Annotated in this window: 11 protein-coding genes; 5 read left to right on the plus strand and 6 right to left on the minus strand. The window is 74.4% G+C overall.

Going from position 1 to position 13158, the window contains the following annotated elements:
• The first annotated feature begins 16 nt into the window (after window positions 1-16).
• From ACI8AA_RS02960 to ACI8AA_RS02970, 3 genes are read left to right on the plus strand one after another with little or no spacing between them, the layout of a single operon-like run.
• Entirely contained in the window at window positions 17-2062 is a 2046-nt protein-coding gene (locus ACI8AA_RS02960) for an acetyl/propionyl/methylcrotonyl-CoA carboxylase subunit alpha (protein WP_457043027.1), read from the plus strand.
• Window positions 2052-3650: a class I adenylate-forming enzyme family protein gene (locus ACI8AA_RS02965; RefSeq protein WP_457043028.1), complete on the plus strand. Its 1599-nt coding sequence runs from the start codon at window positions 2052-2054 to the stop codon at window positions 3648-3650. The genes ACI8AA_RS02960 and ACI8AA_RS02965 overlap by 11 nt, the downstream gene beginning before the upstream one ends.
• On the plus strand, window positions 3643-4413 hold the full coding sequence (locus tag ACI8AA_RS02970; protein ID WP_457043029.1) for an enoyl-CoA hydratase-related protein: 771 nt from the start codon (window positions 3643-3645) through the stop codon (window positions 4411-4413). The genes ACI8AA_RS02965 and ACI8AA_RS02970 overlap by 8 nt, the downstream gene beginning before the upstream one ends.
• A gap of 3 nt (window positions 4414-4416) precedes the next feature.
• Here the strand turns inward: ACI8AA_RS02970 and ACI8AA_RS02975 are convergent, their stop codons facing one another.
• Entirely contained in the window at window positions 4417-5064 is a 648-nt protein-coding gene (locus ACI8AA_RS02975; protein WP_457043030.1) for a TetR/AcrR family transcriptional regulator, read from the minus strand.
• 121 nt (window positions 5065-5185) lie between these two features.
• Between ACI8AA_RS02975 and ACI8AA_RS02980 the strand changes: the two genes are divergently transcribed.
• Together ACI8AA_RS02980 and ACI8AA_RS02985 are read left to right on the plus strand one after the other, a co-directional pair.
• On the plus strand, window positions 5186-6733 hold the full coding sequence (locus ACI8AA_RS02980) for an acyl-CoA synthetase (protein ID WP_457043031.1): 1548 nt from the start codon (window positions 5186-5188) through the stop codon (window positions 6731-6733).
• On the plus strand, window positions 6730-7890 hold the full coding sequence (locus ACI8AA_RS02985) for an acyl-CoA dehydrogenase family protein (RefSeq protein WP_457043032.1): 1161 nt from the start codon (window positions 6730-6732) through the stop codon (window positions 7888-7890). The genes ACI8AA_RS02980 and ACI8AA_RS02985 overlap by 4 nt, the downstream gene beginning before the upstream one ends.
• A 57-nt stretch (window positions 7891-7947) precedes the next feature.
• On the opposite strand, the gene ACI8AA_RS02990 is transcribed toward ACI8AA_RS02985, so the two are convergent.
• The 5 genes from ACI8AA_RS02990 to ACI8AA_RS03010 are packed head-to-tail and all read right to left on the minus strand — an operon-like array spanning window position 7948 to window position 13027.
• On the minus strand, window positions 7948-9195 hold the full coding sequence (locus ACI8AA_RS02990) for an ABC transporter substrate-binding protein (protein WP_457043033.1): 1248 nt from the start codon (window positions 9193-9195) through the stop codon (window positions 7948-7950).
• Window positions 9192-10430 carry a branched-chain amino acid ABC transporter permease gene (locus ACI8AA_RS02995; RefSeq protein ID WP_457043034.1) on the minus strand — a complete coding sequence of 413 codons (1239 nt, stop codon included), beginning with the start codon at window positions 10428-10430 and terminating at the stop codon, window positions 9192-9194. The genes ACI8AA_RS02990 and ACI8AA_RS02995 overlap by 4 nt, the downstream gene beginning before the upstream one ends.
• Complete coding sequence (locus ACI8AA_RS03000; RefSeq protein WP_457043035.1) at window positions 10423-11313, minus strand: branched-chain amino acid ABC transporter permease; 891 nt, start codon at window positions 11311-11313, stop codon at window positions 10423-10425. The genes ACI8AA_RS02995 and ACI8AA_RS03000 overlap by 8 nt, the downstream gene beginning before the upstream one ends.
• The gene (locus tag ACI8AA_RS03005) at window positions 11310-12248 is read right to left on the minus strand and encodes an ABC transporter ATP-binding protein (protein WP_457043036.1); all 939 of its coding nucleotides are present in this window, start codon (window positions 12246-12248) and stop codon (window positions 11310-11312) included. Before ACI8AA_RS03005 ends, ACI8AA_RS03000 begins: the two co-directional genes overlap by 4 nt.
• Window positions 12236-13027, minus strand: coding sequence for an ABC transporter ATP-binding protein (locus ACI8AA_RS03010; protein WP_457043037.1), 792 nt, complete (start codon window positions 13025-13027; stop codon window positions 12236-12238). Before ACI8AA_RS03010 ends, ACI8AA_RS03005 begins: the two co-directional genes overlap by 13 nt.
• Between the last annotated feature and the right edge of the window lie 131 nt (window positions 13028-13158).

Below are 13158 nucleotides of genomic sequence, written 5' to 3' on the forward strand. Positions count from 1 at the left end.
CCCGAGCTTGCGAGGGGTGGGGAGGAGCGGGTCCTTCCACTGCGTCCTGGTCGCCAACCGGGGTGAGATCGCCCGGCGGGTGGTCGCCACCGCCCGCGCGACGGGCCTGCGCACCGTGGCCGTGTACTCCGACGCCGACGCCGGGGCGCCGTTCGTGGCCGAGGCCGACGTCGCGGTCCGGCTGCCCGGGAACACGCCCGCCGAGACCTACCTGCGCGCCGACCTGGTGGTGGCCGCGGCGCTGCGCGCCGGCGCGGACTGCGTGCACCCCGGCTACGGCTTCCTCTCCGAGAACGCCGACTTCGCGCGGGCCGTGCAGGACGCCGGGCTGGTGTTCGTCGGGCCGGACCCCGACGCCGTCGAGGCGATGGGCAGCAAGCTCGCCGCCAAGGAGCTCATGGGCCGGGCCGGGGTGCCGGTGCTGCCCAGCGTGGACGCCACCGGCCTGTCCGGCGACACGCTGGAGAAGGCCGCCGGGGAGGTCGGCTACCCGCTGCTGGTGAAGGCCTCCTTCGGCGGCGGCGGGCGCGGCATGCGGACCGTCCGCGGGCCCGCGGAGCTCGCCGAGGCCGTGGAGGGCGCCGGCCGGGAGGCGGCGTCGGCGTTCGGCGACGGCACGGTGTTCCTCGAGCGGCTGGTCGAGCGGCCGCGACACGTCGAGGTGCAGGTGTTCGGCGACCGGCAGGGCACCACCGTGGCGCTGTTCGAGCGGGAGTGCTCCATCCAGCGCCGGCACCAGAAGGTGGTCGAGGAGGCGCCCTCCCCCGCCGTCGGGCCGGGGCTCCGGCAGCGGCTGCAGGACGCCGCGGTGGCCGCCGCGCGGGCGATCGGCTACGTCGGCGCGGGCACCGTGGAGTTCCTGCTCGACGAGGGCGGGGACTTCTGGTTCCTCGAGATGAACACCCGGCTGCAGGTCGAGCACCCGGTCACCGAGGCGGTCACCGGCCTGGACCTGGTCCGGCTGCAGTTCGACGTCGCCGCCGGCCGCCCGCTGCCCCCGGAGGCGGTCTCGCCGACGCTGTCCGGCGCCGCCATCGAGGTGCGCCTGTACGCCGAGGACCCGGCGCGCGACTGGCTGCCGCAGTCGGGCCGGCTGGCCGAGTTCGCGCTCGCCGCCGACGCGGAGTTCCGCACGCCGCCCGGGCCGGGCATCCGGCTGGACAGCGGCTTCCGCACGGGCGACGAGGTCGGCGTGCACTACGACCCGATGCTCGCCAAGGTCGTCGCCTGGGCGCCGGACCGCTCGTCCGCGGCACTCGCGCTGGCCGGCGCGCTCGCCCGCGCCCGGCTGCACGGGCTGACCACCAACCGCGACCTGCTCGTGCGGGTGCTGCGCTCCGAGGCGTTCCTCGCCGGGGAGACCGACACCGGCTTCCTCGACCGGCACGGCCTCGACGTCCTCGCCGCCCCGCTGGTCGACGACGCCGGCCGCCGCGTGCACGCCGTCGCCGCCGCGCTGGCGGGGGCGGCGCTGCGGCGGGCGGCCGCGCTGGTGCTGGCCGGCCTCCCCTCGGGCTGGCGCAACAACCCCACGGTGCCGCAGACCACCGCCTTCGACGCCGGCACCGTGCACTACCGGCTGCACCGCGACGGCGTCACCGCCGACGTGGACGGCCAGCCGGTGGACCTCGCGGTCCTCGGCACCGCGGTCACCGGCCACGGACGGGTGCGGCTCGACGTCGAGACCGGCGGGCTGCGCGGCACCTACGAGGTGCACGTCGACGGCGACCGCAGCTTCGTCGACGGCCCCGACGGCGCGACGACGCTCACCGAGCTGCCGCGCTTCCCCGAGCCGTCCGCCGCGGTGGCCCCCGGCTCGCTCACCGCCGGCATGCCCGGCGCGGTCACGCGGGTGGCCGTGGCCGAGGGCGACGAGGTCCGCGCGGGGCAGCTGGTGCTGGTCCTCGAGGCCATGAAGATGGAGCACCCCGTCGTCGCACCTTCCGACGGGGTGGTCACCTCCCTGCACGCCGGCGTGGGCGCGCAGGTGGAGACGGGCGCGGTGCTCGCGGTCGTCACCCCGACAGCCCCCGAGAACGGAGGAGACCGCGGTGCGTCCTGACCTGTCCGGGATCGACCCCCTGGAGCTGAACCTCGCCACCCGGTTCTCGGTGGGCGACGTGCTGACCCGCTCCGCGCAGCTGTTCGCCGGCCGCACCGCGATCGTCGACGGCGAGGAGGAGGTCACCTACGCCCGCCTCGACGCGGCCGCCGAGGCGTTCGGCCGCGGCCTGCTCGACGCCGGCGTGCGGCACCAGGAGCCGGTGGCCTTCCTGCTCGGCAACTCGTGGCGCTTCGCCGCGAGCTTCTTCGGCTGCGCCAAGGCCGGGCTGGTCGCGCTGCCGGTCAACCTGGTGCTCGCGCCCGAGGACGTCGCCTGGATCCTCGCCGACTCGGGCACGGAGACCGTCGTCGCCGACCCGGTGTTCCTGCCGCTGCTCGAGGCCGTGCTGCCCGGGCTGCCGGCGGTCACGCGCGTGGTCGTCACCGGGGACGCCCCGGCGCAGGTCGCCGGCCGGGACGTGCTGCGCTGGGACGACGTCGCCGCCGACCCGACGCCGGTGCAGGTGCTCGTCGACGACCGCGACACCGTGCACTGCCTCTACACCTCGGGCACCACCGCCCGGCCCAAGGGCGTGCTGACCAGCCACCTGGCGGTGCACGTCGGCGTGCTGAGCAACGCGCTGCAGGTCGGCCACCGGCGCGGCGACGAGTTCTCGGTGCTGCCGATCGTGCTGCCGCTGTTCCACACCACCGCGCTGGACACCCTGCTGCTGCCGGTCCTGCTGACCGGCGGCACCGCGGTGCTGCCCGGCGGCTTCGACCCCGAGGGCTTCCTGGAGGTGGTCGAGCGCCGCCGGGCGACCCACCTGATGCTGCTGCCGATGATGTACGCCGCGCTGCTCGCCTCCCCGGGCATCCGGACGCGGGACCTGTCCTCGGTGCAGCTGTGCATCTACGCGATGGCCCCGATGCCGCAGGAGCGGATCACCGCGATCGCGGCCGCGTTCCCGAACGCCAGGGTGCTGCTGGGCTCCGGGCAGACCGAGTGCGTGCCGGCCACGGTCTTCCAGTGGCCCTCGCACCAGGAGACGAAGGCCGCGTCGTGGGGGCCGTCCACGGTCACCGTGGACACGCGGATCATGGACCCGGCGGGCCGCCTGCTGCCGCCCGGTGAGACCGGCGAGATCGTCTACCGGGGCCCGCACGTCATGAGCGGGTACTGGAACGACCCGGCGGCCAACACCGCCGCGTTCGCGCACGGCTGGTTCCACTCCGGCGACGTCGGCCACCTCGACGACGAGGGCGTCGTCTGGTTCACCGACCGGGTCAAGGACATGGTCAAGACCGGCGGGGAGAACGTCTCCTCCGTCGAGGTGGAGCGGGTGCTGCTGGCGTCCCCGGAGGTCGTCGAGGCCGCCGTGATCGGCGTCCCCGACGAGCGCTGGGGCGAGGCGGTCACTGGCGTCGTCGTGCCGACCGACCCGGACGCCGACCCCGGGGCACTCGCCGAGCGGCTGCTCGCCCACTGCCGGGCGCACCTGGCCGGCTTCCAGGTGCCCAAGCGCATCGAGGTCCGCACCGGGCTGCCGAAGACCGCCACCGGCAAGATCCAGAAGCACGAGCTGCGCGACGAGTTCCGTGGCTGACGCGCCCCTGGTCACCGTCGCCCGCCGCGGGCCGGCAGCGGTGGTGACGCTGGACTCCCCGCCCAACCGCAACGCGCTGTCCCGGGTGCTGCTCGAGCAGCTGCACGCCGCGCTGCGGGAGGCGCTGGCCGACGACGCGGTGCGGGTGCTGGTGCTCACCGGCGCCGGGCCGGTGTTCTGCTCCGGCGCCGACCTCAGGGAGCAGCGCGCCGGCGGCGGTCCCGGGCCGGTCGGCCTGCCGGAGGTCCTCACCCTGCTGATGGAGGGGCCGAAGCCCGTGGTGGCGCGGGTCAACGGTGCCGCCCGCGCCGGGGGGCTCGGGCTGATCGCGGCCTGCGACCTCGCCGTCGGCCTGGCCGGGGCGACGTTCGGCTTCAGCGAGGTCCGCATCGGGGTCGCGCCGGCGCTCATCGCCGTCCCCTGCCTGCGGCGGATGGACCCGCGGGCGGCGCGCGAGCTGTTCCTCACCGGCGAGCCCTTCCACGGCGCCCGCGCCCGCGAGGCCGGCCTGCTCGACCGCGCGGTGGCCGAGGGGGAGCTCGACGCCACGGTCGACGCCCTGGTGGCGCAGCTGGCGCTCGGCGCCCCGGAGGCGCTCGCCGTCACCAAGCGGCTGCTGCGCGAGCTGCCCGGCGCCGGCCTGCAGGAGGACCTCGACCGGATGGCCGCGCTGTCGGCGGAGCGGTTCGGCTCGGCCGAGGCGCGCGAGGGCATCACCGCGCTGCTGGAGAAGCGCCGCCCCTCCTGGGCGGCCGGCACGTAGCGGTCAGGCGGGCCAGGCCGAGCGGGGCAGGCCGATGGCGCCGGCCCACAGCCGGGTGAGCACCTCGACGGCGGCGTCCTCGTCGAGGTCCTCCACCGGGTCCTGCCACAGGTGCGCGAAGGACTCGACCATCGCGCCGAGCGCGCTGGCGGTGGCGCGCGGCGGCAGGGAGGCGTCGGCGAGCCCCACCTCCTGCAGCCGCTCCAGGCCCTCCATGCCGCGCCGCACGAAGGCCTCCCGGACGTCGACCCGCAGCCGCCGGAACTCCTCCCGGGTGTCGGCCAGCGAGTCCAGGACGCGCAGGATCCGGGCGTGCCGGGTGACCGCGGTCAGGTACAGCCGGTTGGCCGCCTCGATCCGCTCGTAGGGGGCGTCGGCCGGCAGCCGCGGGCCCACCGCGGTGGCGGTGAACAGGTCCTCCACGACGACCGCGACGATCGCCCGCAGCAGCGACTCCTTGGAGTCGAACCAGGTGTAGAAGGTGCCGTGCGAGACGCCGGCCCGCTCGGACACCGCGTCGATCCGGACGTCGGCGAAGCCGCGCTCCTCGAACAGCTCGCGGCCGGCCTGCAGCAGCGCAGCCCGGGTGCGCCGTCCCCGGTCGGTCACGGGGAGCTGGTCCTGCCCCGCGCCGGCCTGCGTGCCGGTCATCGCCCCACCTCCGCGTCCTCGGGCCCCGGCAGCCTGACACACGCCGCGGGCAGTTGACGACCGCGTCAGGTCCTCGACAGACTCCGTGACCCAGGCCACAGCAGCGCGGGAGAGGGCAGACATGGACAGGGGCATCGGCAGCTGGCCGACGCGGCGGGCGTTCCTCTCCGGGGACCGCACCGCCCTGGTGTCCGGGGAGCGGCGGCTCACCTACACCGACTTCGACCGGCGCACCGACTCCCTCGCCCGCGCGCTGCGCGACCTCGGCGTCCGGCAGGGCGACCGGGTGGCCGGGCTGCTGCTCAACAGCCCCGCGTTCCTCGAGACCATGTTCGCCACCGCCAAGCTCGGCGCGGTCTTCGTGCCGATGAACCTGCGCCTGGCGCCGCCGGAGGTCAGCTACCTGCTCGCCGACTCCGGCGCCGACGTCTTCGTCTGGTCCGGGCCTCTGGCGCCGGTCGCCCGCGCCGCGCTGGGCGCCGAGGGCGTCCGCGTGCGCCACCGGGTCGTCGCCGACGGCGAGGCGGGCGACGGCGAGCTCGCCTTCGAGCCGCTGCTGACCTCCGGCGAGCCGCGGGCGCTGGGCACCGACGTCGCCGGCAGCGACCTGTCCTGCCTGATGTACACCTCCGGCACGACCGGCCGCCCCAAGGGCGCGATGCTCACCCACGACAACCACTTCTGGAACGTCGTCAACGTCCTGTCCTTCGGCCGCGGGCTCGAGGAGAGCGACGTGACCGTGACGGTCGCGCCGATGTTCCACATCGGCGGGCTCGGCGTGCACACGCTGCCGCTGCTGTACCTGGGCGGCACCAACGTGGTCCTGCCGTCGTTCGACCCGCCGCAGACCCTCGAGGCGATGGCGCGGTCGCGGGCGACCGTGCAGTTCCTCGTCCCGGCGATGTGGGCAGCGCTGAGCGCGGTCCCCGACTTCGACCGGCACGACCTGTCGGCGCTGGAGCTGGCCGTCACCGGCGGCGCGCCGTGCCCGCTGCCGGTCATCGAGTTCTTCCAGGGCAAGGGCCTGCCCTTCCAGGAGGGCTTCGGCATGACCGAGACCGCGCCGGCGGTGTCGATCCTCGACGCCGACCACGTCAAGGAGAAGGCCGGCTCGATCGGCCGGGCGCTCATGCACGTGGAGGCGCGGATCGTCGACGAGGACGACCGGGACGTCGCCACCGACGTCGTCGGCGAGCTCGTAGTGCGCGGGCCCAACGTGTTCGCCGGCTACTGGGGGCTGCCCGAGGCGACGGCGCAGGCGTTCCGCAACGGCTGGTTCCACACCGGCGACCTCGGCCGGATGGACGCCGAGGGCTTCGTGACCCTGGTCGACCGCAAGAAGGACATGATCATCTCGGGCGGCGAGAACGTGTACCCGATCGAGGTCGAGCAGGTGCTCTACCGGCACCCGGCGGTGCGCGAGGTCGCCGTCGTCGGGGTGCCGGACCCGCGCTGGGGCGAGACGCCGGTCGCCGTCGTCGCCCTGGGCGAGGACGCCGAGGCCACGGCCGAGGAGCTGCTGGGCTACGCGCGGGAGCGGCTGGCGCACTTCAAGTGCCCGACCCGGGTGGAGTTCGTGCCGGAGCTGCCGCGCAACGCGACCGGCAAGGTGCTCAAGACGACGCTGCGCAAGGAGTACGGCGGCGCCGAGGAGGCCGTGCAGCGGTGACGACGGCCGCGCTCGCCGCCGACCCGTGGACCACGCCCGAGCGGGTCGCGCTGCGGCGGCTGGCCCGTGCCTTCGTGGCCCGCGAGATCGCCCCGCACGTCGAGGAGTGGGAGACCGCCGGCGAGCTGCCGCGGGAGCTGCACCGCCGGGCGGCCGCCGCCGGGCTGCTCGGCGTCGCGTTCCCGGAGGAGGTCGGCGGCGCGGGCGGCGACGCGATCGACTCGGCGATCGTCACCGAGGAGCTGCTGCTCGGCGGCGGCTCGACCGGGGTGGCGGCGAGCCTGTTCACGCACGGCATCGCGCTGCCGCACGTCGTGGCGAACGGCTCCCCGGAGCTGGTCGACCGCTACGTCCGCCCGACGCTGGCCGGCGAGCTCATCGGCTCGCTCGGGGTGACCGAGCCCGACGCCGGATCCGACGTCGCGTCGCTGCGCACCCGGGCGGTGCGCGACGGCGACGAGTACGTGGTCGACGGCGCCAAGACCTACATCACCAGCGGCGTGCGGGCCGACTTCGTCACCACCGCCGTCCGCACCGGCGGCCCGGGTCACGCCGGCATCTCGCTGCTGGTGGTCGACAAGGGCACGCCGGGGTTCACCGTCGGCCGGCGGCTGGACAAGATGGGCTGGCGCTGCTCGGACACCGCCGAGCTGTCCTTCACCGGCGTCCGGGTGCCGGCGGCGAACCTGGTCGGGCCGGAGAACAGCGGCTTCGTGCAGATCATGCGGCAGTTCCAGTCCGAGCGGCTGAGCCTGGCGGTGCAGGCCTACGCCACCGCGGCCCGCTGCCTGGACCTGGCGCTGGACTGGGTGCGGCAGCGGGAGACGTTCGGCCGGCCGCTGGCCTCCCGCCAGGTCATCCGGCACAAGCTCGCCGAGATGGCCCGGGAGGTCGACGTCGCCCGCACCTACACCCGCGCGGTGGTGCAGCGCCGGCTCGCCGGCGAGGACGTCGTCACCGAGGTGTCGATGGCCAAGAACACCGCCGTGGCCGCCTGCGACTCCGTCGTCGACCAGGCGGTGCAGGTGTTCGGCGGCCTGGGCTACATGCGGGAGTCGGAGGTGGAGCGGCACTACCGCGACGCCCGCATCCTCGGCATCGGCGGCGGGACCACCGAGATCATGAACGAGGTCATCGCCAAGCGGCTGGGCCTGTAGACGGCACCGGCGCCCGCCCCTCCAGGGGACGGGCGCCGGTGGCCGTGCGGGAGGTACCTAGCCGGCGAGCTGGGTGGCGAGCTCGCCCTCGAACGCCTCCTGGACGACCTCGGCGCCGCCGGGGACGTCGGCCGGCCGCAGGATGATGCTCTGCGTGCTGGGCGACACCCCGGTCTCGAACCCGTTGATCGGCACCAGCAGCCCGCCGGTGTCGACGTCCTCGAGCTCACCGAACGCGGCGAGAACGCCCTCGCGGGTCAGGTCGCCCGCGTCGCAGGCCGCGTCGAGGACCTGGTTCATCACATTGCCCATCGCGTAGCCGAAGATCGCGCCGGGGCTGGGGTTGGTCGCCTCGGGGTAGGCGGCCTGGTACTCCTCGAGCAGCTCGGGCTGCGAGGCCCACGAGGTGACCGGCGAGGCCACGTAGAGGTGGTCCTTCAGCCACTGCGCCGACGCCCCCTGCAGCAGGCCCGGCGCGAACACCGGGTTGCTGCCGAGGATCGGGACGTCGAGGCCCGCCGCCTGCGCCACCGCGGCCACCGAGGCGGTCTGCGTCGGCGCGACGGTCAGCACGATCGCGTCGACGCCGGCCGAGGCGAACTGGGTGACCTGCGCGGACATGTCCTGGTCGGTGGACTTGATCTGCGCCGGGATCACCTCCAGGCCGCGGGCCTCGGCGACGGCCTCACTGCCGGCCAGGCCGTTCTCCCCGTACTCGCCCTCGAAGTAGATGTGCCCGACGGTCGCACCGTCCTGCAGCAGCCCCTGGTCGAACAGGTACTGGTAGCCGTTGGCGATCTCGACGTCGTAGGTGGCGCCGAGGACGCCGGTGCCCGGGATCTCGGTGAGCGTGCGGGCCCAGGCCGACGGGAAGTTGACGATCGTGTCGGCCTCGTAGTCCGCCGCCAGCGCGGTGTTGATCGGCGAGCCGATCGTCTGCTGCATCGCCAGGATGCTGTCCTTCATGCCGCTGTAGAGCTGCACGCCGGTCTGCGGCACGTAGCCGGTGTCCTGGACGTCGAGCTCGACGTCGTAGGTGTCGCAGACCTGGTTGTCCTGCCAGTACAGGGTGTTGGCGTTGGTGATGTCCTGGCCGAGCGCGGCGAAGACGCCGGTCAGGTCGGTGAGCACGCCGAGCCGGATGGTGGTGCCCTCGATGCCGACGTCGGTGGTGACGTCCTCACCGCCGCCCCCTCCCCCGCCACCGCCCCCGCTGTCCGGTGCCTTGGTGCTGCAGCCGCTCGCTGCGACGACGGCGACGGCGGCCAGGACCGTGGCCCCCCGGAGACGCGTGCCTGCTCTCATCTGCTGCTGCTCCCTTGCGCTGGTGGTTCTGACCGGTCGGGGACGGTGGTGCTCGCACCCGAGCCCGGTGTGGCGCTCGGGGATCCGCGGCCGGGTCTGCGTCCCCGGCGGCGGAAGCGGTGGGCGATCCCGACCAGGCCGCCGGGCTCGAAGAGGACGACGAGGACGATCGCGAGGCCGAACAGGTAGCGGGCGGCGATGCCGGCGTTGATCCCGCCCTCGCCGGGGGCGCTGACGATCGGCAGCACGTCGGCGTACTGCTGGAACACCAGCGGCAGGGCCGTGACGAACAGGGCGCCCAGCGCCGCGCCGCCCACCGAGCCGAGCCCGCCGAGCACGATCATCGCCAGGTACAGCACCGAGACGGTCAGGCCGAAGGACTCCGGCGCGATGCTGCCGATCGACAGCGCGTACATCACCCCGGACAGCCCCGCGTACATGGAGCTGACCATGAACACCCGCGCCTTGTAGGCCTGCACGTTGACGCCCATGACCGAGGCGGCGACCTCGCTGTCGCGCAGCGTCTCCAGCGCCCGGCCGGGCCGGCTGCGCAGCAGGTTGCGGGCGAACACGTAGGCGGCCAGCGCGAGGACCAGGCCGAGGTACCACAGCCGCTCGGCCTCCCGGAACGGGACGCCGAGGACGAACAGCAGCGGGTCGTCGTTGCCGAAGGAGAACCCGAACAGCGAGAACTCCGGCACGTTGCGGCCGTTGAACCCGCCGGTCACCGGTGTCCAGGTGTTGAGCACGTGGACGCCGATGAACACCAGCCCGAGCGAGGCGACGCCGAGGTAGATGCCGCGCAGCCGCGCCGCGATCGGGCTGAACAACAGCCCGGCCAGGCCGGCCAGCAGCACCCCGAGGACCATGCCGACGATCGGCGGCAGCTCCAGGCCGCGCAGCGCCGCCCGGGTGCCCAGGCCGCCGGACTCGCCGGAGACGTAGGTGTAGGTGGTCGCGCCGACGGCGAGGAAGAACGCGTGCGCCAGCGACAGCTGGCCGCTGGTGCCGACCAGCAGGTTCAGCCCGATCGCGCCGACGATGGCGCCGGCGACGGCGAAGCCGGTGCGCAGCCAGAACTCCTCGACGTACAGCGGCAGCACCAGCAGCACGACCAGGGCCGCCACGAGCAGCACCGGCCGGAGCCACCGCTGCAGCGGGGAGCGGCCGGCCCCGGCCGTGTCCGCGGCCGCGGTCCGCCGGGCCCCGGCGGGGGCGGAGAGGGTGTCAGACACGTGTCAGCTCCTTGGTCCCGAACAGGCCGGAGGGGCGGACCAGCAGCACGATGATCATCACGACGTAGGGCGCGACCTCGCCGAACCCGCGACCGAGGAAGGACAGCTCCTCCTGGTAGCCGGCCACCAGCGCCTCGGTGATGCCGATGAGCAGCCCGCCGACCAGCGCGCCGCCGGTGGAGTCCAGGCCGCCGAGGATCGCCGCGGGGAAGGCGCGCAGCGCGACCGTGTAGGCCGCCGCGCTCACGCCCGGGGTCGGGGCGCCGACGAGGAACAGCGCCGCCACCGCGGCGAGGACCCCGGCGACGATCCAGGCCAGCGCCGACACCCGGCCCTGCCGGATGCCCATGAGCGCGGCCGCCTCGCCGTCCTCGGCCGAGGCGCGCATCGCCACGCCCCAGCTGGAGTACTTGAAGGCGACGAAGAACGCGGCGATGAGGACGCCGGCCACGCCCATGGCGATCAGCCGGTTCTCGCTGATGCCGACGCTGCCGATGCGGATCGAGTCGCCGCCCCACGGGTGCGGGACGTTGAGGATGTCCGGGCCGATCTGCCGGATCAGCTCGGTCAGGATGATGATGTCCACGCCGATGGTGACGATCGCCAGGCTGATCACCGCGGTGCCGCGGAGCTGGTTGATGACCAGCCGCTCGACGAGGAACGCCGCCAGCGCCGTGAACCCGACGCCGACGAGCACCGCGGGCAGGAAGCCGATCGGGTCCGACAGCCGCGCGATGGTGTAGGCGCCGAGCAGCAGCAGCGACCCGTGGGTGAAGCTGACCACCTCGCTGGCCTTGAAGATGATCACGAACCCGAGCGCGATGAGCGCGTAGATGGCGCCCAGCGAGATGCCGTTGAGCAGCAGGGACAGGAACTGGGTCACGGCCGGCTCCCCGGGGCGTCGGTGGCGGTGGCGCCGTGGGCGGTGGACTGCTCGGCGGTGGACTGCTCGGCGGGGTGCTGGGCGGCGGTGTGGTGTCCGGCGGTGTGGTGGCCGGCGGCCTCGACCGGCCCGACCTCGGTGCCCGACCCCAGGTAGGCGCGGATGACCTCGGGGTCGGACTGGACCTCCGCCGGGGTGCCGTCGGCGATGCGGCGGCCGAAGTCGAGGACGGTCACCCGGTCGGCCAGCGACATGACCATCCCCATGTCGTGCTCGACGAGGATGACCGAGATCCCCAGCGCCGAGCGGATCTCCCGGATCGCGTCGGCCATCCGGTCGGTCTCCTGGGCGTTCATCCCGGCGACCGGCTCGTCGAGCAGCAGCAGCCGGGGCTCGATGCACAGCGCCCGGGCCACCTCGACCCGCTTCTGGTCGCCGTAGGACAGCACCCCGACCGGGGTGTGCAGCTTGGCGCCGAGGTCGAGGAACTCCGCGATCTCCCGGATGCGCTCGCCGTGCACCCGCCCCTCCCGGGTGGCCCGCGGCAGACGCAGCCCGGAGGACAGGAAGCCCGCCCTGGTGAGGTGGTGGCGGCCGAGCATGAGGTTCTCGGCCACCGTCTGCGTGCCCGACAGCGCGATGTTCTGGAACGCGCGGGCCACGCCGACGTCGGCGATCTGGAACGGCCGCATCGCGCTCAGGCGGGCCTCGCCGAACCGGACCTCCCCGGCGCTGGCCCGGTAGACGCCGGACAGGACGTTGAACAGCGTCGACTTGCCGGCGCCGTTGGGACCGATGACGGCGTGGATGGCACCCGGGGCGACGGTGAACGAGACGTCGTTGAGCGCCTTGATCGCGCCGAAGGCGACGCTGACGCCGTCGACCTCGACCGGCGGGACGTCGTCCCGGGTGGTCGCCGCGGTCACGCCGTCCACCGCGAGAGGGTGCGGCGGGGCGCCCGCTCGACACGCTCGGCGGCGGGCTCGGCGCCGGTGTGGCCGAGGTAGAGCCGCTGCACCTCGTCGGTGGCGGCGAGCTCGCGGGCGTCGCCGGACAGGGACACCTCGCCGACGTCGAGGACGTAGGCGCGGTCGGCGACGCCGAGGGCCATCGTCGCGTTCTGCTCGACCAGCAGCACCGACGTCCCCTGCCGGTTGATCTCGGCGATCACCTCGCCCATCTGGCCGATGACGCGGGGCGCCAGGCCCAGGGACGGCTCGTCGAGCAGCAGCAGCCGCGGGCTGGCCATGAGCGCGCGGCCGATGGCGAGCATCTGCTGCTCCCCGCCGGACAGCAGCCCGGCGCGCTGCCCGGCGCGCTCGCGCAGCACCGGGAACAGGTCGTGCACGCGGGTGACGGCCCGGGCCTTGGCGGCGCGATCGCGGTTGCCCATGCCGCCGGCGCGCAGGTTCTCCTCGACGGTGAGCCGGCCGAAGATCCGCCGTCCCTCCGGCACCTGGACGACGCCCCGGCGCACGATCTGGCCGGGATCGCGGCGGGTGAGGTCGGTGTCCTCGAAGCGCACCGTGCCAGCGTCGACCCGGCCGCGGTGCAGCCGCAGCGTCCCGGAGACGGTGCGCAGCAGTGTGGTCTTGCCGGCGCCGTTGCTCCCGAGCACGGCCACGACCGAGCCGTCGGGGACCTCCATCGACACGCCCCGGACGGCCTGCACCACGCCGCCGTAGCTCACCTGCAGCCGGTCGACGGTCAGCACGGCCCCACCGGCTCCCCGAGCGCGCCGTGTGATGTGTGCCACATGCGCACGGACGATAGGGGGAACGTCAAGATCGCGGCCCCGGCCGGGCCGGGACCGTGACCTGGCGGTGATACGGCACTGTCCGGTGC

This window comes from Geodermatophilus sp. SYSU D01180, assembly GCF_054050415.1.

Excerpts from the sequence above, each read along its gene's own strand:
- ACI8AA_RS02980 (WP_457043031.1), top strand. The coding sequence starts at position 5,186 with ATGGACAGGGGCATCGGCAGCTGGCCGACGCGGCGGGCGTTCCTCTCC.
- ACI8AA_RS02990 (WP_457043033.1), bottom strand. The coding sequence starts at position 9,195 with ATGAGAGCAGGCACGCGTCTCCGGGGGGCCACGGTCCTGGCCGCCGTC.
- ACI8AA_RS02975 (WP_457043030.1), bottom strand. The coding sequence starts at position 5,064 with ATGACCGGCACGCAGGCCGGCGCGGGGCAGGACCAGCTCCCCGTGACC.